The sequence below is a fragment of the Brevibacterium picturae genome, from assembly GCF_900105045.1.
In the GTDB taxonomy this organism is placed as follows: domain Bacteria; phylum Actinomycetota; class Actinomycetes; order Actinomycetales; family Brevibacteriaceae; genus Brevibacterium; species Brevibacterium picturae.
Window position 1 is genome coordinate 4158821 of sequence record NZ_LT629739.1, and the last position, 19815, is coordinate 4178635.

Sequence of the window (19815 nt, forward strand, 5' to 3'; positions counted from 1 at the left end):
AAGGCAGCGATGTACAGTGAACATTCAACGACCCCGAAATCTCCGCAACGTCCGGTTCGCGCCGGACTCTACGATCCCGCACTCGAACACGATGCATGCGGACTCGCGCTCATCGTCCGCTATCGCGGACCCGCCGACCACACGGTCGTCGAACAGGCGCTGACCGCTCTGCGTAAACTTGAGCATCGAGGCGGAATCGGCTCCGACGAAGGCACCGGCGACGGTGCGGGGATGACCCTGCAGATGCCTCATGACTACTTCGCCGAGGTGCTGCGCGACGAGGGCATCGAACTGCCTGACGCCGGTGCCTACGCCGCGGGGATCGGCTTCTTCGCCCAGGATTACCGTCAGGACCTGACGACCGCGACGGATCCCAAGACGACCACTTCCTTTCCTCCGACCTCCGGAGCGGCAACGTCAGTCGGCGACGAGGAGTCACTACTCGCTCGGATCGCCGCCGAGGAGGGCCTGCGGGTCCTCGCCTACCGCGACGTGCCGCACGATGCGAGCGTGCTCGGCGCCACCGCTCGGTCCACGATGCCGCGCATGCGCCAGGTCTTCCTCGGCATCGACGAACGGTATCCAGCGCGTGATAGCCATGACCTCACTCGCCGGTCCTACATTGTGCGGAAGCGTCTCGACCACTCCGGGATCTACTTCCCCTCACTCTCACCCTCGACGATCACCTACAAGGGCATGCTTTCGACAGGCCAGCTCTCCGCCTTCTACACGGAACTGCTCGACGAACGCCTGACCTCACGGATCGCGCTCGTGCACTCACGATTCTCGACGAACACGTTCCCGTCCTGGCAGTTGGCTCAGCCCTTCGGCACAATCGCCCATAACGGCGAGATCAACACGGTGCGAGGCAATCGCAATTGGATGCAGGCCCGGGAATCGACACTGGCCTCCGATCTCCTCGCCTCCCCGGTGCCGGGAACGTCGACGAGTCTTGACAGGCTGTGTCCGATCGTACCGCCGGGCGCCTCCGACTCGGCATCGTTCAACGCGGTGCTCGAGCTCATGGTCGCCTCGGGCAGATCGCTGCCGCAGGCGATGCTGATGATGATTCCCGAGGCCTGGGAGAACAACCCCGGAATGGGCGAATCGCGCAAGGCCTTCTACGAGTACCACTCGCTGCTGATGGAGCCGTGGGACGGGCCCGCCTGCGTGGCCTTCACCGACGGGAAGCTCGCCGGCGCCGTCCTCGACCGCAACGGGCTCCGGCCTGCCCGGTACGTCATGACCTCCGACACCGTCGTGCTCGCCAGCGAGATCGGTGTCGTCGACCTGCCGGAATCCGACGTCGTCGCCCGCGGACGTCTCACCCCCGGTCGCATGTTCCTCGTCGACACCGAGTCGGAACGGGTCATCTCCGATACGGAGATGAAAAACCAGCTCGCCACCGAGCATCCCTACGAGGACTGGGTGAAGGACTGCTCCAATCATCTGGCCGACCTGCCCACCCGAGTCCACGTCACCCACCCGCAGGCCTCCGTGCGCCGCCGCCAACGCACCTTCGGCTACACGGAGGAGGAACTGCGGATCCTCATCTCGCCGATGGCCGAAACCGGGGCCGAACCCCTCGGCGCCATGGGCACGGACACGGCGATCGCGGCCCTGAGCAACCGGCCACGACTGCTCTTCGACTACTTCCACCAGAACTTCGCGCAGGTGACCAACCCGCCGCTGGACTCCATCCGCGAGGACATCGTGACCAGCATGTCCTCGGGCATCGGACGGGAGGGCAACCTCCTGCAGTTCTCCCAACCGGACTCTGCGCACATCCTGCTCGACCGCCCGGTCATCGACAACGACGAGCTTGCGGCGATCTCACACGTACAGGGTCGCCACCTCGGCGTCGACGATGGTCGACCCAGCGTGAGCCTCTCGGGTCTGTACTCGGTGAACGCAGGACCCGACGCCATGGCAAAGCGTCTTGAGGAGTTGTGCCGGGAGGCCAGCGCGGCCGTCGAGGCCGGAGCTGTGTTCATCATCCTCAGTGACAGGGACTCGACGGCGGATCTCGCACCGATTCCGTCTCTGCTGCTGACCTCGGCCCTCCATCACCACCTGGTCAGGGCGCGTTCGCGCACCCGAGTGTCGATCATCGTCGAAGCCGGTGATGTTCGGGAGGTTCACCACGTGGCCACACTGATGACCTTCGGAGCTTCAGCGGTCAACCCGTACCTCGTCATGGAATCGGCCGAGGCGCTTGTCCGCTCGGACAGGATCCGGGGCATCAGCGAGACCACGGCTGTGGCGAATGTGCTCACGGCGCTGAACAAGGGACTGCTGAAGATCATGTCGAAGATGGGAATCTCGACCGTGCAGTCCTACCACGGTGCTCAGACCTTCGAAGCCCTCGGGCTGGCCGATGACTTCATCGAGGAGTACTTCACTTCCACCCCACACCAACTGGGCGGAAAGGGGATCGTCGAGATCACCGCGGAGTCGAGCGCCAGACACGCCGATGCCCACCGCGACGACCATCCCAGGCCCGCTCACCGGGACCTGCGCATCGGTGGCGAATACCAATGGCGGAGGGAAGGCCCGGGCCACCTGTTCAACCCGGAGACCATCTTCAAACTCCAACACTCCACGGCCACCGGACGATTCGACATCTTCGGTGAGTACACTCAGGCCGTCGATGAGCAGTCGCGTGAGCTCATGACCCTGCGCGGACTGTTCGACCTCGTCCCCACGGACACCGGCCCGATCGACATCTCCGAGGTGGAGCCGGCGAGCGAGATCATGAAGCGCTTCTCGACGGGCGCCATGAGCTACGGCTCACTGTCGCAGGAAGCGCACGAGACTCTGGCCATCGCGATGAATCGCATCGGCGGGAAGTCCAACACCGGTGAGGGCGGAGAGGACACAGAACGCCTCGTCGATCCCGAACGCCGGTCGGCGATCAAGCAGATCGCCAGCGGCCGATTCGGCGTGACAAGTCATTATCTGACGCAGGCCGATGACCTGCAGATCAAGATGGCTCAAGGCGCGAAACCGGGGGAGGGCGGGCAGCTTCCCGGAGCCAAGGTCTACCCATGGATCGCGAAGACCCGCCACGCCACCCCGGGCGTCGGGCTGATCTCTCCGCCGCCGCACCACGACATCTACTCGATCGAGGACCTCGCCCAGCTCATCCACGACCTCGGCCGGTCCAACGCCCGGGCCCGCGTGCACGTCAAACTCGTGTCCGGGATCGGCGTCGGCACGGTGGCCGCAGGAGTGGCCAAGGCCGGAGCGGACGTCGTCCTCATCTCCGGTCACGACGGGGGCACGGGCGCCAGTCCGCTCAACTCACTCAAGCATGCCGGCACTCCCTGGGAGCTCGGTCTGGCCGAGGCGCAGCAGACATTGGTGCTCAACGGTCTGCGAGAGAAGGTCAGCGTTCAGGTCGACGGGCAGCTCAAGACTGGTCGGGACGTGATCATCGCGGCCCTGCTGGGCGGGGAGGAATTCGGATTCGCGACCACGGCACTCGTCGTCTCCGGCTGCATCATGATGCGCGTCTGCCATAAGGACACCTGCCCCGTCGGGGTGGCCACCCAGAATCCGAAGCTGCGCGAGCGCTATCACGGACAGGCCGAGCACGTCGTGAACTTCTTCACCTTCATCGCCGAGGAGGTCCGCGGTTACCTGGCCGCACTGGGCCTGCGCACGCTCGATGAGGCCATCGGTGCGGTCGAGAGGCTGCGCATCGACGAGAAGCGAGCGGAGGAATCGGGTCTCGACCTCGACCTGTCCTCGATCCTCACCGTGCCCGAGGACATTCACGGCAACACCGACGTGGTCCGCAAGTGCACCACCGAGGTCAACCGCGACTTCGCAGGCGAACTCGACCTGCGACTGCTGGCCGAGGCGGGGGAGGCGATCGAATCCGGGGCCGAGGTCACGATCACCTCGGCGATCGAGAACACGGACCGCAGCGTCGGCACCCTGCTGGGTCATCACGTCACACTCGCCCACGCGGATGCGGGCCTGCCCGAGCACATGATCCGGCTCGAGCTCCACGGCACCGCCGGACAGTCACTCGGGGCGTTCCTGCCTCGCGGAATCAGCATCGACCTGCATGGTGACGCCAACGACTACGTCGGCAAGGGGCTCTCCGGCGGAACCATCAGCGTGCATCCGCACACTGAGAATCTGACCCGTCCCGAACACAACGTCATCGCCGGCAACGTCCTGGGCTACGGTGCCACTGCGGGCCGGTTGTTCGTATCCGGCCAGGTGGGGGAACGGTTCATGGTGCGCAACTCCGGCGCCGAGGCGGTCGTCGAAGGCATCGGCGACCACGGGCTGGAGTACATGACCGGAGGAATCGCCGTCATCCTCGGCACCACCGGACGCAACTTCGCCGCCGGCATGTCCGGCGGCACGGCCTACGTCCTCGACTTCAACCCCGCCAAGCTCAACCCCAAGGAACGCGCCGCCGGCGTCTTCCGGTTCACCGGTGTGGGAGTCACCGACATGGCTGTTCTGCAGCGACTGCTGGCCGAACATGTTCAGTGGACGCATTCGCCCCTGGCAGCACAGCTGCTCGACGGGCTCGACCGAGGAGAGGACGTCCTCTCCCGCTTCACCAAGATCATCCCCGTCGCCTATGCGATGGTCAAAGACGTTCAGGAAGAGTTCACCGCGGCCGGAGAAGCCGCGGATTCGGACGAAGCTTGGCACACGATTCTGGAGGTTGCCAATGGCTGATCCACACGGATTCCTACACGTCGAACAACGAGAGGTGCCCCGGCGGCGCCCGGTGCCGATCCGCCTCATGGACTACCGCGAAGTCTATGAGGCCGGCGATCCGGAGCAGCTGCGCAGACAGGCCTCACGCTGCATGGACTGCGGCGTTCCCTTCTGTCATCAGGGCTGCCCGCTGGGCAATCTGATTCCCGAGTTCAACGATGCCATGTACCGCGGAGAGCTGCCGCGTGCGGTCGAACTGCTCCATGCAACGAACAACTTCCCTGAATTCACCGGCCGGGCATGTCCGGCACCGTGTGAGAATGCCTGTGTCCTCGGCATCAATCAGCCCGCTGTGACGATCAAGCAGGTCGAGGTGACCATCGTCGACCAGGGATTCGCCGCCGGTCTCATCCAACCCGTGATCCCCGAACGGATCACCGGGCATACGGTGGCCGTCATCGGCTCCGGCCCCACGGGGCTGGCCGCAGCCCAGCAGCTGACCCGGGCGGGGCACACCGTCGTCGTGTACGAACGCGACGACCGCCTCGGCGGCCTGCTGCGCTATGGAATTCCCGACTTCAAACTCGAAAAGCACCACATTGATCGCCGCCTCGATCAGATGCGCGCCGAAGGCACTCGGTTCACCACCTCGGTCGAGATCGGTCGGGACATCAGCTTCGAGGAGCTGCAGTCGAGCTTCGACGCGGTCATCGTGTGCACGGGGGCAACGGTTCCCAGGGACATGGGCATCGGCGGACGAAACCTCGACGGGGTCGAATTCGCCATGGACTATCTGGTGCCCTCGAACCGGGTGCAGGCGGGGACGCAGCCCGGGCCGGGGGAGGCCGTCGATCACATCGACGCCCGCGACAAACACGTCATCATCATCGGCGGCGGCGATACAGGTGCCGACTGCCTGGGCACCGCACTGCGGCAGCAGGCGGCCTCGGTGACGACCCTGGCAATCGGAGCTCAGCCGCCGGCTGATCGCAGCGAATCCGATCCGTGGCCGACGGTCCCGCGGATCTTCGAGGTCCAGTCCTCCCACGAGGAGGGCGGAACCAGGCGTTACCTCGCATCGACGACAGGGTTCGTCGGTGACGATGAGGGCAGAGTGATCGGCATCGATGTTGCCGAGACGCAGTTCGTCGCCGGTCGTCGCGTCCCGGCGCCCGGCACCGAGCACCGACTCGACGCCGACCTCGTCCTCCTGGCTCTCGGGTTCTCGGGCCCCGAGTCGGAGGCGATCGACCTCGACGTTGCTGAGGATGGGGCCTTCGCGCGTGATGAGTCCTACTCAGGCTCGATACCCGGGGTCTTCGTCGCCGGTGATGCAGGTCGAGGCCAGTCGCTCATCGTGTGGGCCATCGCCGAAGGGAGGTCGGTCGCAGCCGAGGTCGACCGGTTCCTGACGGGGACATCACGCTTGCCGGAGCCGGTCCGACCACACAGCAGAAGTTTTACATGTTAAGATTATCTGTGTCATTTAATGAGAAGATCGCACATCGGTGTGCGTGATTCTGCTCCGACGAACAGACGTGATGGGCGGTTCGAGCCGCCCATCACGCTACAGGTAGGGTGGTGTGCATGAGGCGTGCAAAGATAGTCGCAACATTAGGTCCGAATCAGAATTCCTATGAAGAGATCCGCGCTCTCGTCGACGAGGGCGTCGATGTGGCCCGATTCAATCTCAGCCACGGCAAGCGGGAAGAACACGAAGAGAAATTCGCCTGGGTCCGCCAGGCCGCACTCGATACCGGCCGCGCAGTCGCGGTGCTGCTCGATCTGCAGGGCCCGAAGATCAGGGTCGGCAACTTCGCCCATGGCAAGGAGGAGCTGGTCGAGGGTGCGACGTTCACCATCACCAGCCGTGATGTCGCCGGGACCGCGGAGGTCGTGAGCACCACGCTGGCGACTCTGCCGGGCGACGTTTCCGTCGGAGACCCCCTGCTCATCGACGATGGGCGTCTGCGTCTGCGTGCCACCGAGGTGACCGACACCGATGTCATCACCGAGGTGGAGATCGGCGGAACGATCTCGAACCACAAGGGCATCAATCTGCCCGGCGTCCCGGTCTCCGTCCCAGCTCTGTCTGAGAAGGACGTCGACGATCTCAAGTGGGGTCTGGGGATCGGCTTCGACTGGGTGGCGCTGTCCTTCGTCCGCAGTCCCGAGGACATGGACGATGTCCGGGCGGTCATGGATGAGGTCGGCATCACGGCTCCCGTCATCGCCAAGCTTGAGAAGCCGCAGGCCGTCGACCAGCTCGATGCGGTCATCGATGCCTTCGACGGAATCATGGTCGCCCGTGGTGACCTCGGCGTGGAGCTGCCTCTCGAGCAGGTCCCGATCGTGCAGAAGCGTGCCGTCGAGATCGCACGTCAGCAGGCTAAACCTGTCATCGTGGCCACACAGATGCTCGAAACCATGATCGATGCGGCCAGGCCCACTCGCGCCGAGGCCAGCGACTGCGCCAACGCAGTCCTCGACGGTGCCGACGCCCTCATGCTTTCCGGCGAAACCTCCGTCGGTGAGTACTGGGTCGACGCGATTCGGACCATGAGCCGCATCATCGAGTCCACCGAGGAACACGGCATGGAGCGGATTCCTCAGCTGGGTACGGTGCCGCATACCAAGGGTGGGGCCGTGACCGCCGCTGCGGTCCAGATCGCTGAGCAGCTCGACATCGATCTGCTGTGCACCTTCTCCCAGACGGGTGACTCCGTGCGTCGGATGTCGCGTCTGCGTCCGGCCTGGCCGATCCTCGGCTTCACCCCCGATGCGCAGGTTCGCCACCAGCTGGCTCTGACCTGGGGCGTTCGCCCCTACCTCGTCAAGACGGTGCGCCACACAGACCAGATGGCCAGGCAGGTCGACGCCGTGCTGCTGGCGGACGGAACCGCACACGAGGGCGATCAGTCCATCCTCGTGGCCGGGTCCCCTCCTGGCATCCCCGGTTCGACCAATGCCCTGCGCATCCACACGATGGGCGATGCGGCCAGGGGTGTTGCCGCGGCCTACGAGGACTCCTCCGACGACGAGGAAGATCCCTTGGCAGGCTATGGCATCGTGGCCGAAGCGCCGGTCACTCGTGAGGTGCCGGTCGTGCAGGAAAACGGCACACCCAGGCACTGAGACCGTGATGGTCAGCTGAGGCCGGGGCTGAACCGTGAGGGTCCTGGCGCTTGGGCGCTTTTGGCCTCCGGTTTCACTTGACCTCAGCTGTCGACAACGGCGGCCGTCCCGATTCGGGGCGGCCGCCGTTTGGTATGCGCGCCCGGCGTCCGTCTGCCATGCGCCGGCGTCCGTTTGCCATGCGCCGGCGTCGTGACTCGTGCTGCTGGTGAGTGCCGGAACGGCGATCGCGATGCCGGGAGTGAGAGGCACTTCACTCCGACTTGCGGAATTTCCAGAATTGCTCAACAGTTGTCCATTGGGTTGAGCGGCGCTTGAGTGAGCGTTGTTTGGAAACCGACAGTCGAAGAAGAGGAATGGCATGAGATTGCCCAAGTGGAGCAGATCATTCGGGGTGCAGGTCACCATCGCCCTGATCGCAGGTGTGATACTCGGACTGGTCGCGCGGTCCTGGGGGCCGGTCAGCGAGAGTCAGGACAACTGGCTCGGCCAGACCCTGGATACCATCGGGTCCTCCTACGTGACCCTGCTCAAGGCCGCCGTCGTGCCGCTCGTGATCACTGCAATCATCGCCAGCATCGGCAATCTGCGCAAGGTCACCAATGCTGCCCGACTCGCAGTCTCAACTCTTCTATGGTTCGCCTTCACGGCACTCATCGCCGTCCTCATTGGCCTCATCCTCGGTGTCGTCCTGCAACCGGGAATGCACGCAGACGCCACATCGTTGAGCGGTTCTGCTCCGGATAACGAGGGAAGTTGGATCGGCTTCCTCACCGGGCTCGTGCCCGTCAACTTCCTCGGACTCGAGGTGGCCACCTCGGCCGAAGAAGCCGGAGGGTTGGTCTCCGAGGTCGATTTCAACATCCTTCAGCTCATCATCGCCTCCGGGGCGATCGGCATCGCCGCGGTCAAGGTCGGCAAGGCCGCCGAGCCCTTCCTGGAGTTCGTCGAGGCGGCCCTGGCCGTCGTGCAGAAGGTCGTCTGGTGGATCGTGCGCATCGCACCGATCGGCACCCTCGGACTCATCGGCAATGCTGTGAACTCCTACGGCTGGTCGACCATGGGGTCCCTGCTGTGGTTCGTCGTCGCCGTCTACGTGGGCCTGGCGCTCGTGTTCTTCGTCGTGTACCCGACCCTGGCCAAGCTCAACGGCCTCTCGGTTCGTCAGTACTTCTCCGGGGTATGGCCGGCCACCCAGTTGGGCTTCGTGTCGCGGTCGTCGATCGGTACCATGCCCGTGACACAGAAGGTCACCACCGACAACTTCGGTGTTCCCCAGAGCTACGCCGCCTTCGCGGTGCCCTTCGGCGCGACAACGAAGATGGATGGCTGTGCCGCGATCTATCCGGCGATCGCCGCCGTCTTCGTCGCCCAGTTCTTCGGCATCGAACTCGGCGCCGTGCAGTACTTCCTCATCATCTTCGTCTCCGTCATCGGTTCGGCCGCGACCGCCGGAACCACCGGTGCCACCGTGATGCTCACGCTGACTCTGTCCACGCTGGGCCTGCCGCTCGAAGGCGTCGGTCTGCTGCTGGCAATCGAGCCGATCGTCGACATGGGGCGCACGGCACTCAACGTCTCCGGACAGGCTCTGGTACCCGCAATCGTGGCCAAGCGCCACGGAATCCTCGACGAGGCACGCTACGACTCCGCGCGCGTCGATGGCTATGTTCCGGTCGAGGAGAACGCAGACGAATCCGACGAGGCACCACTTGAGGAGCCATCGGGAAGTTCCCGCTTGTAAGCAGCCCGCACCGGAGGCCGGCAGGAGCATTTCGCTCATGCCGGCCTCCGGTGTCATTGAGCGAAATGCCGGACGTCCGCGAATGCGAACCGGCGACACGGCCTTCTGCGCGTCGGCCTTCTGGGTGTGTCCGTCGCGGTGGGGCGCAACCGCTGCGATGAGCACCTCTATCCGCTCGAGCCGCGGCGCTGACGGCCGATGACGGGTCAGTGATCGATCGAAGTTTCAGGGATCGGCTTTGAAATCGAGCCATGAGATGTGGATGCAGCTGATCCGGCGACCTGGCCCCTCCGGCGACCTGGCCCCTCCGGCGACCTGGTCCGGCTCAAACGGTCGTGAATGAAAAACGTGCCGCGACATCGAGTCAACGATGTCGCGGCACTTCACATCTGTACCGGATGTGGGACTCGAACCCACACGTCTTTCGACAATGCATTTTGAGTGCACCGCGTCTACCGATTCCGCCAATCCGGCTCGGTCGCGAAGCCAATCCGCGACAGGCTTGAGTTTACGACACCTTTTATGTGATTGCACAATCGGCAGCGATGGTGATGATCGTGCGGTGCCAGCAGCCTTGATCGGTGATCGGCATCACCAGGGTGGTTACCATCACAGAAGAAACTTCGGTACCGGCGTCGGTGCGGGCGCGGGGCTGGTTTAGACTGGTGCCGTGCTTGAAAACAGCGAAGAACCAACTTCAGATGAGTCCGTGCCGGTTCGCCGCGTCGTAGTGGCGGAAGACGAGGCAGTGATTCGTCTCGATATCGTCGAGATGCTGCGTGAGGTCGGATACGACGTCGTCGGCGAAGCCGCAGACGGCGAATCCGCGATCCGCCTGGCAGAAGAGCTGCGACCGGATCTCGTCGTGATGGACATCAAGATGCCCATCCTCGACGGAATCTCAGCGGCAGAGAGGATCGCTCGGGCACGCATCGCCCCGGTGGTGCTCCTGACAGCCTTCTCACAGAAGGAGCTCGTCGAACGGGCCCGTGATGCGGGAGCAATGGCCTACGTGGTCAAGCCCTTCACCGCCGCGGACCTCATTCCGGCCCTCGAGATCGCCCTGTCGCGCCATGCCGAGATCAGCTCCCTGGAGAGTGAGATCTCCGATCTCACCGAGCGCTTCGAGACCCGCAAGGTCGTGGAACGGGCCAAGAGTCTCCTCCAGACCTCGATGGGTCTGAGCGAACCTGAGGCCTTCCGTTGGATTCAGAAGACCTCGATGGACCGCCGATTGACCATGCGTGAGGTTGCGGACACCGTTCTCAAGCAGATCGGCTCGAACAAGTAGCCAGCACCACCCCGAATTCACACTGAGGCCGGCGAATCCGATGAGGATTCGTCGGCCTCCTTGCTGCTGTCTTCAGCTCACTTGGGTTCGGTCTTGAGGATCATGTTGGTGATCCGCACGATCGAGAGGAGGCGACCGGCCTCATCGGTCATCTTCACCTCATGGGACACGATCGTGCGTCCCTGATGAAGCACCTCGGCGCGGCCGGTCACAGTGCCGTCCCGCGCGGCCCGCAGATGTGTGGCGTTGAGGTCGACGCCGACGACGTTCTTCCCGCCGGAGATGAGGAACGAGTGCATCGATGCCAAGGATTCGGCCAGCACGACGTGACCGCCGCCGTGGAAGAGGCCCATGGGCTGTGTGTTGCCCGCCACCGGGACCGTGCCGCTGGCATGATCGTGTGCCAGATCGGTGAATTCGATGCCCATCTTCCCCGCCAGATCACCGCCCGCTTCCGGACCATTGAGCTGGGCGAGCAGCTCGCGGCACTGGACCTCGGTGGTCCGCGAGGTCAGTGGGGTGTGCGGTCTGAACATCGTTCTCCTTCATATCAGTTTTGAACGATAGGCTATGCCATGTGACTCAAGTAAACGAATCCCTCCTGCTCATCGACGGACACTCTCTGGCTTACCGCGCCTTCCACGCTCTTCCGGTGGAGAACTTCGCCACCAGCACCGGGCAGTCGACGAACGCCATCTACGGCTTCATCTCAATGCTCATCAACGTCCTCAGGGACGAGTCACCCAGCCACGTGGCCGTGGCCTTCGACCTGGGCCGGCAAACCTTCCGCCTCGAGGAATACGCCGAATACAAAGCCGGACGAGCGAAGACGCCGCCCGAGTTCCATCCCCAGATCGATCTGATCAAGGACATCGTCGTGGCCATGGGCATCGCCGTCGTGACGAAGGAAGGCTTCGAAGCCGACGATGCGTTGGCGACCATGGCCCGGATGGGCACCGAGGCAGGTGCACGGGTCGAGGTGATGAGCGGAGACAAGGATTCGTTCCAGCTCTCGAACGAGACCGTGACGATCCTCTATCCCAAGCGCGGGGTCAGCGATCTCAACCGCATGACCCCGGCCGCGATCGAAGAGAAGTACGCGGTGACACCGGCGAACTACCGCGGACTCGCGGCCCTGGTGGGGGAGAAGGCCGACAACCTTCCCGGCGTGCCCGGAGTCGGCGACAAGACCGCGGCGAAGTGGCTGGCAACCTACGGCGATCTGCCCGGTGTGCTCGAGAACGCGGAGTCGATCAAGGGCAAGGTCGGCGAGAAACTGCGCGATCACATCCCCGAGGTCGAACGCAACTTCAAGCTCAACCGCCTCCTCGACGATGTCGACCTCGACCTGAACTACGAAGATCTGAAATGGGGAGCCGGCGACCCGAGCGAACTCTCGAGCCTGTTCGATCAGCTCGAATTCCAGGCTCTCGGCAAACGACTGAGTGCGATCTTCGGTGAGGAAGCCGTTCCGTCCGAAACCCTCGCCCCTGCCCGGGAGGTCTTCGTCGAAACCCTTGAGGTGTCCGGCCTCCTCGACAAGATCAGTGACTATGATGTGCTCGCCCTCGACTCCGATGCGCGCTACGAGCTGGGACGAGGAGACGCTCGCATCCTCGCGGTCTCCGGCACGCCTGAGCGGGCCTGGGTCGTCGACCTCGCCGAGGCGGGGGAGTCGGCCGCTGCGGACCTGGGCTCGGCGCTGCGAACGAAGAGTCTCATCCTGCACAGCGCGAAGACGCAGATCAAAGCCTGGCGCTCACTGGGCCTCGACGTCGACGACGTTGTCGGTGACACCGCGCTGGCAGCCTATCTCCTGGTGCCCGACCAACGCAGCTATGAATTGCCGCAGATCGCGCTCGACCGTGCCGGGATCGAACTGAGCGAAACCGGCAGCGACAGCGGACAGCTGGCCCTCGACCTCGACTCCGACCAGACCGCTTCGACTCATGGCCATAGGGCGGCTGCGCTGCTCGAGGTCCATGAGGTTCTGGCACAGGCAATCGACGACGCGAACATGGGCCAGGTCTATCGTGACATCGAACTGCCCCTGGTCCCGGTGCTGGCGAAGATGGAGCTCGCAGGCATCGCCGTCGACGAGCCGGGCCTGTCCGGGCTCATCGACGAATTCACGAAGCAGGCGAACGCGAGCGCCGAGCTCGCCTATGAGGCGATCGGCCACGAGGTCAATCTCGGGTCGCCGAAGCAGCTGCAGACAGTGCTCTTCGACGAACTCGACATGCCCAAGACCAAACGCACGAAGACCGGATACACGACCGACGCCGAGGCGCTGGCGGAGCTGTTCATCAAGACCGAACACCCGTTCCTGCAGCACCTGCTGGCCTACCGTGATTCGACGAAGCTCAAACAGACCGTCGTCGGCTTGCTCAAGACCGTGGCCGAGGACGGGCGCATCCACACCACCTACCAGCAGACCGTCGCCGCGACCGGTCGCCTGTCCTCGCTCGATCCGAACCTGCAGAACATTCCGGTCCGCACCGAATCAGGCCGACGGATCCGCGAGATCTTCATCGCCGACCCGGACATCGACAATGCTCGCCTTCTGACCGCCGACTACTCACAGATCGAAATGCGCATCATGGCCCATCTCTCAGGGGACGCCGCGCTGATCCAAGCGTTCAAGGACGGCGAGGACCTGCACTCCTACGTCGGGTCGAAGGTCTTCGGCGTCGGCATCGACGAGGTGGACTCCGCCATGCGGTCGAAGGTCAAGGCCATGTCGTATGGCTTGGTCTACGGTCTCTCCGCCTACGGGCTCTCCCGCCAGCTCGCGATCGGTGTGGACGAGGCGAAGAACCTCATGGAGCAGTATTTCGAGCGCTTCGGCGCAGTCAAGGACTACCTCGACGAGATCGTCGAGCAAGCACGGGCCAACGGCTACACAGAGACCATCATGGGTCGCAGGCGCTACCTGCCGGCGCTGCACAGCGATCGGCGACAACTGCGGGACATGGCCGAGCGCGCCGCGCTCAACGCCCCCATCCAGGGATCTGCCGCGGACATCATGAAGATGGCGATGCTCAAGGTCAGCGACCGCCTCGGCGATCTGAAATCGACCGTGCTGCTGCAGGTCCACGACGAGATCATCGTCGATGTTCACCCCGACGAGATCGATGCTGTGACGGTGATCGTGACCGAGGAGATGGGGTCCGCATACGAGTCGGATGTGCCCCTCGACGTCAACGTCGGCACCGGAGTCTCCTGGCACGCGGCGGCCCACTGAGCCGGAGCTGGCCATCCCCGTTCAACGGCCAACTCGATCGCATCGCCGATCAACGGCCAGTCCGAATATGTCGTCGCCAGCGACAACAAATTCGGAGCAGCTGTTGATCGAGCGGGGAGGGGCGGTTCGGCGCTCTCGCCGAGGTCAGTCCTTGTTGAGCGTGGTGGAGAAGATGACGGTGCCGGGCATGAGTGAGCCGCGCAGCGGAGACCAGCCGCCCCAGGCGGTCTGGTTGGACTCCGGCCACTCCGGTTCGGTCACCGAATCGATCGTGAAGCCGGCTGACACGAGCATGCTCACCCAGTCGCCCATGGTGCGGTGGTGCTCGGCGTAGACCGGCTGCCCATCCGCGGAGATCTCGACGTAGGGAGTGCGGTCGAAGTACGAGTACTCGACGGTCAGGCCCGCTTCGCCGGGCACATCGGGGAACATCCAACGCATCGGGTGCGTGGTCGAGAACGCCCACCGTCCGCCCGGGCGGACCACACGTGCGACCTCTGCGAGAACCACCTCGGCGTCCTTGACGAAGGGCAGCGCCCCATACGAGGAGAACGCAACGTCGAAGCTGTTCGAGGCGAACGGCAGCTGACGAGCGTCGGCGTGCAGGAACGTCGGGGGAGTGGCCTCGTTGCTGAGGGGATGCTCGCGCTGCAGGCGAGAGGCCTGCTCGAGCATTCCGGCGGAGACATCGACACCGGTGGCAATGGCTCCCTCTTCGGCCAGCCAGCGCGAGCACTGACCGGCACCGCAGCCGACTTCGAGGATCTGTCGCCGGTTCACATCTCCGAGCAGATTCACATCCGATTCGTGAATGCCCTCGGGACACCACATGAACTCGGAGGCGCCGAGGAAGCTGCCGTGTTCGGCCAGATATTCCTCGGCGGAATTGTCCCAATAGCCTCTGTTGGCGCGCACCGACGCCTCTTCATCGATGGGCAGATAGCCACCGCTGATGACCTCGGCTCGATAACTTCCGTCGCTCATCATTCCTCCGTGGCTTGGTCCATGATTCGTTTGCAACTTCGGCGTGCATTCACGCCATGGATGATGCTAGTATTGACAACCGTATGCGCGTATGCATACATGACCAAAATCGTAATCGAGACCGGATCCAGTTCTCGGGGCGCTGTCACAGCATTGCCTCAGGGTATCGGATCTGGACCATAATTCCATCGGAGTCCCAACCTATATGACCACCACCACGCCGGAATCGGTGCAGCCGAAGCAGGTCGCTGTCAACGACATCGGAACCGCTGAGGACTTTCTCGCCGCCGTCGACGAGACGATCAAGTACTTCAACGATGGCGACATCGTCGAAGGCACCGTCGTCAAGGTCGACCGCGACGAAGTGCTCGTCGACATCGGATACAAGACGGAAGGCGTCGTCCTTTCGCGAGAACTCTCCATCAAGCATGATGTCGATCCCGGCGAAGTCGTCGAGGTCGGGGACGAAATCGAAGCTCTCGTTCTTCAGAAGGAAGACAAAGAAGGCCGACTCATGTTGTCCAAGAAGCGCGCGCAGTACGAGCGCGCCTGGGGCGACATCGAGAAGATCAAGGAAGACGACGGTGTTGTCACCGGCACCGTCATCGAGGTTGTCAAGGGCGGCCTGATCGTCGACATCGGTCTGCGCGGCTTCCTGCCGGCATCGCTGGTCGAGATGCGTCGCGTTCGCGATCTTGCTCCTTACATCGGCCAGCAGGTCGAAGCCAAGATCATCGAACTGGACAAGAACCGCAACAACGTCGTTCTGTCCCGTCGCGCTTGGCTCGAGCAGACTCAGTCGGCCGTCCGCCACGACTTCCTGCAGACCCTGCAGAAGGGCCAGGTCCGTCCCGGCGTCGTTTCCTCGATCGTCAACTTCGGTGCATTCGTCGACCTCGGTGGTGTCGACGGACTCGTGCACGTCTCCGAACTGTCCTGGAAGCACATTGATCACCCAGGTGAGGTCGTCACCGTCGGTGACGAGGTCACCGTCGAGGTGCTCGACGTCGACATGGATCGCGAACGCGTCTCCCTGTCGCTCAAGGCGACCCAGGAAGATCCATGGCAGCACTTCGCTCGCACCCACGTCATCGGTCAGATCGTTCCCGGCAAGGTCACCAAGCTGGTTCCGTTCGGTGCGTTCGTGCGCGTCGAAGACGGCATCGAGGGCCTCGTCCACATCTCCGAACTCGCTGTTCGCCACGTGGATCTGCCTGAGCAGGTCGTCTCCGTCGACGAGACCATCTTCGTCAAGGTCATCGACATCGACCTCGAACGCCGTCGCATCTCGCTGTCGCTGAAGCAGGCGAACGAGGGCGTCGACCCCGAGGCCGAAGAATTCCTCGACCCTGCCCTCTACGGCATGCCGCAGGAATACGACGAAGACGGCAACTACAAGTACCCAGAGGGCTTCGACCCCGAGACCAACGAATGGGTCGAGGGCTACGAAGCACAGCGCGAGACCTGGGAGCAGCAGTACGCCGCCGCTCAGGAACGCTGGGAAGAGCACAAGAAGCAGGTCGCCAAGGCCATCGCTGCGGATGCCGAAGCAGGCTCCGCGGAAGCCGGTGCCCCCGCCGAACCCGCTCCAGCCACCGGATCGTTCTCCTCGGAAGAGGCTGACGACGAAGGAACGCTGGCCAGCGATGAAGCTCTCGCAGCACTGCGTGAGAAGCTTGCAGGTAGCTGATAACAGCACTCACAAGGGCTCCCGGTCGATTGATCGGGAGCCCTTTGTGTATGCACCCACTTTCCGGCACGGAGCCCGACCATGGCTGTGGTACACACTGCTGCTCACCGTCGCCAGCATCTGCGTGTTCGGTCAGATCGCCGCCGATCCCGGAGGGCAGGTCGTCGCCGAGAATGACGATTCATCGCTTTTCATCTGGTGGCTCGGGCACGCCGCGGACCTGCTCGCCTCCCACTTGGGCTTCGGCTCCGACGGCACTCCATCGGGATCGGCAGACGGCTTCCTCTACACGGAGGCGATGAACACCCTCAACGGGGGAGTCAACGGAGCCTGGAACACCTCTCTGGCCGGCCTGGCGCTGATCCTGGCGCCCATCACCTGGGCGGCCGGTCCCATCGTCAGCTACAACCTGCTCATCATCTCCATCCCTGTGCTGGTCAGTCTGGCGACCGCCGTGCTGTTCACCCATTTCATGAACCGAATCCCTGCCTTCGTCGCAGCCGGCGGCGTGGGCTTCTCCAGCTACGTGATCGCGCAGTCGGCCGGTCATCCCAACCTCGCGTTCGCCCTCACACCGCCGCTGGTCGCCGCCGTCATCCTCAGATTGCTTCTTCGGGCTCCCCGGCCCGGGTTCGCGACCCGTGAGTTCTGGACGCTGAGTCTCGGGCTGGGGATCGTCCTCGGATTCCAGTTCTACGTCTCCACCGAGGTCCTCGCCGGCACCTTCATCGCCGTGCTGTGCCTGCTGCTGGCCATCGCCGTCTTCGGGCGCAAGGTCAGCAGCAGCGCAGGGTGGCTGCGGCTGGCTGTGGGCGGGGGAATCGGGTCAGGGCTCGCGCTTGTGATCGCGCTGCCCCTTCTGCTCATGATGCAGGGACCGAACGCACCCGAGGGGGCGATCAGGCCCCACGGGGTGTGGAACACCGACCTGCTCGATCCCATCGTGCCCGCGAGTCCGACACTTCTCGGCTCGGGCTCCTCGCCGATCCCACGGGTCATGGACATCGACTCCGCAGAGCTCGGCGCCTACGTCGGCGTGCCCGCACTCATCGCTGCCGTCATCATCGTCATCTGTCTGTTCCGCAATCCAAGGTACGCGGCGATCCTGCGCATCGCCTCGGCGACGGGGCTCCTCGTGTTCGTGTTCTCGCTCGGATCTCCGGTGTTCCTGGGCGGGAGGGTCATCCTCGACACCGGTCCCTTCGCGCTGATCGAAGCGGTGCCGGTGCTCAACAACATCCTGCCCATGCGTCTGGTCCTGCATTCGACGATTGCACTGTTCGCGATCCTCGGCTGCGGACTGGAGTGGGCGCTCGACCACAGTCGGAAACACTCGGCCCAGGCCCTGCTCGGCCTGCTGGTGGTCTCCGCAGTGTGTGTGATCCCCGGTGTGCAGACCTCACGAGAGGTCTTTGTGCCCGACTTCTACACGGAGTCCATCGCCGAGGTGATCCCTGCCGATTCCGTCGTGAAGACCGTTCCCCGCCCCCTGGCCTGGGCCGAACCGCACGCCGACGAAGCCATGGTGTGGCAGTCCGTGAGCGGCTTCCACTACCGGGAGACCGGCGGCTACTTCATCGGTTCGAGCCCGGACGCGGCCATCACCTATGCGGCACCCGAGGACGCCCTCGACGAGATTCTCCACGATTCGGTATTCACCGGTGCGCCCCTTCCTGAGCCAGACAGCGATGAGACCAGATCGGCAATCGACGATCTGCGCGGCCAAGGAGTCGACTTCATCGTTCTGGCACCGGACGCGCCGCTGCTGCCCGGAGGCCCAGGGGAATACCAGGACTTCCTCACCGCCAGCCTCGGCGAACCGTCCTTTGCCGACGAAGGAGTTCTCGTCTACCCGTTGAATCGCTAGGCTGAAGTCATGCTGAAAATAGGTCTCACCGGTGGAATCGGTGCAGGGAAGTCAACCGTCTCCGAGATCCTCGCCGCCCACGGCGCCGTGATCATCGATGCGGACAAGATCGCCCGCGAGGTCGTTGCTCCGGGAGAGCCGCTGCTGGCTCAGCTCGCGCAGCGATTCGGTGAGGACGTCATCGCCGGGGATGGGGGACTCGACCGGGCACGGCTGGCTGCCGCGGCCTTCGTCGACGAGGACTCGACCGCCGCCCTCAACGCGCTCATGCACCCCGCAATCCAGGATCGGACCCTCGAGTACTTCACCAAGCATTCCCACGCCGAGGTGGTCGTCCACGATGTTGCGCTGCTCGTCGAGAATTCGATGACCCCGGCCTACCACCTCAATCTTCTCGTCGACGTTCCTGCCGAATTGCGACTGGAGCGGCTGATGAGCGCCCGGGGCATGGCCCGCGACGACGCCGAAGCGCGCATCGCCCGGCAGGCCGGCGACGCCGATCGCTACGCCGTCTGCGACGTGATCATCGACAATGCAGGGACGGTCGGGCAGACGCAGGAACGCGTTGCTCGCCTCCTCGAGGACCGGATCCTGCCGTTTGCGGCGAATCTGGAAGCGCATCGTCGCGCGGAACGCGGGCCGGCCGAGCTCGTCGACCCCGCCGGAGAGAATTGGCCGATGCAGGCGCAGCGGATCATCGACAAACTGCATCACGGACTCGGGAACCGGTTCACGATCGACCACATCGGTTCAACGGCGATCCCGGGCCTGCCAGCCAAGGACGTCATCGATCTGCAGCTGCTCGTTCCCGACCTCGACGATGCACGGGCTCTGGCTCCGCACCTGGCCCAGCTGGGATATCCGGGTCAGGCCAGTGAGGACAACCTCGGCGAGGGCAGACTAGAGGCCAAAGGATTCCACGCGAACACGGACCCCGGTCGGGCCGTCAACCTTCATATTCGAACCGAGGGGTCTGTCGGTGCGGTCTTCGCCAGGGAGTTCGTGCACCTGCTCCGCCGCGATGACGATGAACGTGAAAAGTACGCGCAGCTGAAGCAGACACTGGCGAACGACCATACCGACGACGGGCAGTCCCACGGCTATGCGGAGGCGAAGGAACCGTACTTTCTGACGATGCGCCGACGCCTCGTCCCAGGCAGCTTCGACTGAG

The 19815-nt window shown here is 64.0% G+C and carries 11 protein-coding genes and 1 tRNA gene; 9 read left to right on the forward strand and 3 right to left on the reverse strand.

From position 1 onward, the window contains the following. Positions 1-9 precede the first annotated feature (9 nt). The 4 genes from gltB to BLT92_RS18975 all read left to right on the forward strand — a co-directional run bounded on the left by gltB (position 10) and on the right by BLT92_RS18975 (position 9568). A complete protein-coding gene (gene gltB, locus BLT92_RS18960) occupies positions 10-4707 on the forward strand; it encodes a glutamate synthase large subunit (RefSeq protein ID WP_092108148.1) in 4698 nt (1565 codons plus the stop codon). After that, entirely contained in the window at positions 4700-6160 is a 1461-nt protein-coding gene (locus BLT92_RS18965; protein WP_092108150.1) for a glutamate synthase subunit beta, read from the forward strand. Before gltB ends, BLT92_RS18965 begins: the two co-directional genes overlap by 8 nt. 116 nt (positions 6161-6276) lie before the next feature. Next, complete coding sequence (gene pyk / locus BLT92_RS18970) at positions 6277-7824, forward strand: pyruvate kinase (RefSeq protein ID WP_092108152.1); 1548 nt, start codon at positions 6277-6279, stop codon at positions 7822-7824. 361 nt (positions 7825-8185) lie between these two features. Further along, positions 8186-9568 carry a dicarboxylate/amino acid:cation symporter gene (locus tag BLT92_RS18975; protein ID WP_092108154.1) on the forward strand — a complete coding sequence of 461 codons (1383 nt, stop codon included), beginning with the start codon at positions 8186-8188 and terminating at the stop codon, positions 9566-9568. A gap of 392 nt (positions 9569-9960) precedes the next feature. On the opposite strand, the gene BLT92_RS18980 is transcribed toward BLT92_RS18975, so the two are convergent. Then, a tRNA-Leu gene (locus BLT92_RS18980) sits at positions 9961-10042 on the reverse strand. A gap of 196 nt (positions 10043-10238) precedes the next feature. Between BLT92_RS18980 and BLT92_RS18985 the strand changes: the two genes are divergently transcribed. Next, entirely contained in the window at positions 10239-10859 is a 621-nt protein-coding gene (locus BLT92_RS18985; RefSeq protein WP_092108156.1) for an ANTAR domain-containing response regulator, read from the forward strand. Between the two features lie 77 nt (positions 10860-10936). Here the strand turns inward: BLT92_RS18985 and BLT92_RS18990 are convergent, their stop codons facing one another. After that, positions 10937-11395 carry a PaaI family thioesterase gene (locus tag BLT92_RS18990; protein WP_092108158.1) on the reverse strand — a complete coding sequence of 153 codons (459 nt, stop codon included), beginning with the start codon at positions 11393-11395 and terminating at the stop codon, positions 10937-10939. Between the two features lie 41 nt (positions 11396-11436). Here BLT92_RS18990 and polA point away from each other — a divergent pair, with 41 nt between their 5' ends. Further along, positions 11437-14103, forward strand: a complete 2667-nt coding sequence (gene polA / locus BLT92_RS18995) for a DNA polymerase I (protein WP_092108160.1) — start codon at positions 11437-11439, stop codon at positions 14101-14103. Between the two features lie 144 nt (positions 14104-14247). On the opposite strand, the gene BLT92_RS19000 is transcribed toward polA, so the two are convergent. After that, positions 14248-15087, reverse strand: coding sequence for a class I SAM-dependent methyltransferase (locus BLT92_RS19000; RefSeq protein WP_092108162.1), 840 nt, complete (start codon positions 15085-15087; stop codon positions 14248-14250). A 205-nt stretch (positions 15088-15292) separates the two neighbouring features. On the opposite strand from BLT92_RS19000, the gene rpsA reads away from it, so the two are divergent. Genes rpsA through coaE form a run of 3 tightly spaced genes read left to right on the forward strand, consistent with a single transcriptional unit; the run spans position 15293 to position 19814 of the window. Beyond that, positions 15293-16777: a 30S ribosomal protein S1 gene (gene rpsA / locus BLT92_RS19005; protein ID WP_092108164.1), complete on the forward strand. Its 1485-nt coding sequence runs from the start codon at positions 15293-15295 to the stop codon at positions 16775-16777. A gap of 46 nt (positions 16778-16823) precedes the next feature. Beyond that, a complete protein-coding gene (locus tag BLT92_RS19010; RefSeq protein WP_092108166.1) occupies positions 16824-18644 on the forward strand; it encodes a glycosyltransferase family protein in 1821 nt (606 codons plus the stop codon). A 9-nt stretch (positions 18645-18653) separates the two neighbouring features. Next, positions 18654-19814 (forward strand): dephospho-CoA kinase, encoded by a 1161-nt coding sequence (coaE, locus tag BLT92_RS19015; RefSeq protein ID WP_092108168.1) that lies wholly within the window; start codon positions 18654-18656, stop codon positions 19812-19814. Position 19815 lies beyond the last annotated feature (1 nt).

Coding starts and splice junctions, on each gene's coding strand:
- gltB (WP_092108148.1), top strand. CDS start 10: ATGTACAGTGAACATTCAACGACCCCGAAATCTCCGCAACGTCCGGTT.
- BLT92_RS18965 (WP_092108150.1), top strand. CDS start 4,700: ATGGCTGATCCACACGGATTCCTACACGTCGAACAACGAGAGGTGCCC.
- pyk (WP_092108152.1), top strand. CDS start 6,277: ATGAGGCGTGCAAAGATAGTCGCAACATTAGGTCCGAATCAGAATTCC.
- BLT92_RS18975 (WP_092108154.1), top strand. CDS start 8,186: ATGAGATTGCCCAAGTGGAGCAGATCATTCGGGGTGCAGGTCACCATC.
- BLT92_RS18990 (WP_092108158.1), bottom strand. CDS start 11,395: ATGTTCAGACCGCACACCCCACTGACCTCGCGGACCACCGAGGTCCAG.
- BLT92_RS19000 (WP_092108162.1), bottom strand. CDS start 15,087: ATGAGCGACGGAAGTTATCGAGCCGAGGTCATCAGCGGTGGCTATCTG.
- rpsA (WP_092108164.1), top strand. CDS start 15,293: ATGACCACCACCACGCCGGAATCGGTGCAGCCGAAGCAGGTCGCTGTC.
- coaE (WP_092108168.1), top strand. CDS start 18,654: ATGCTGAAAATAGGTCTCACCGGTGGAATCGGTGCAGGGAAGTCAACC.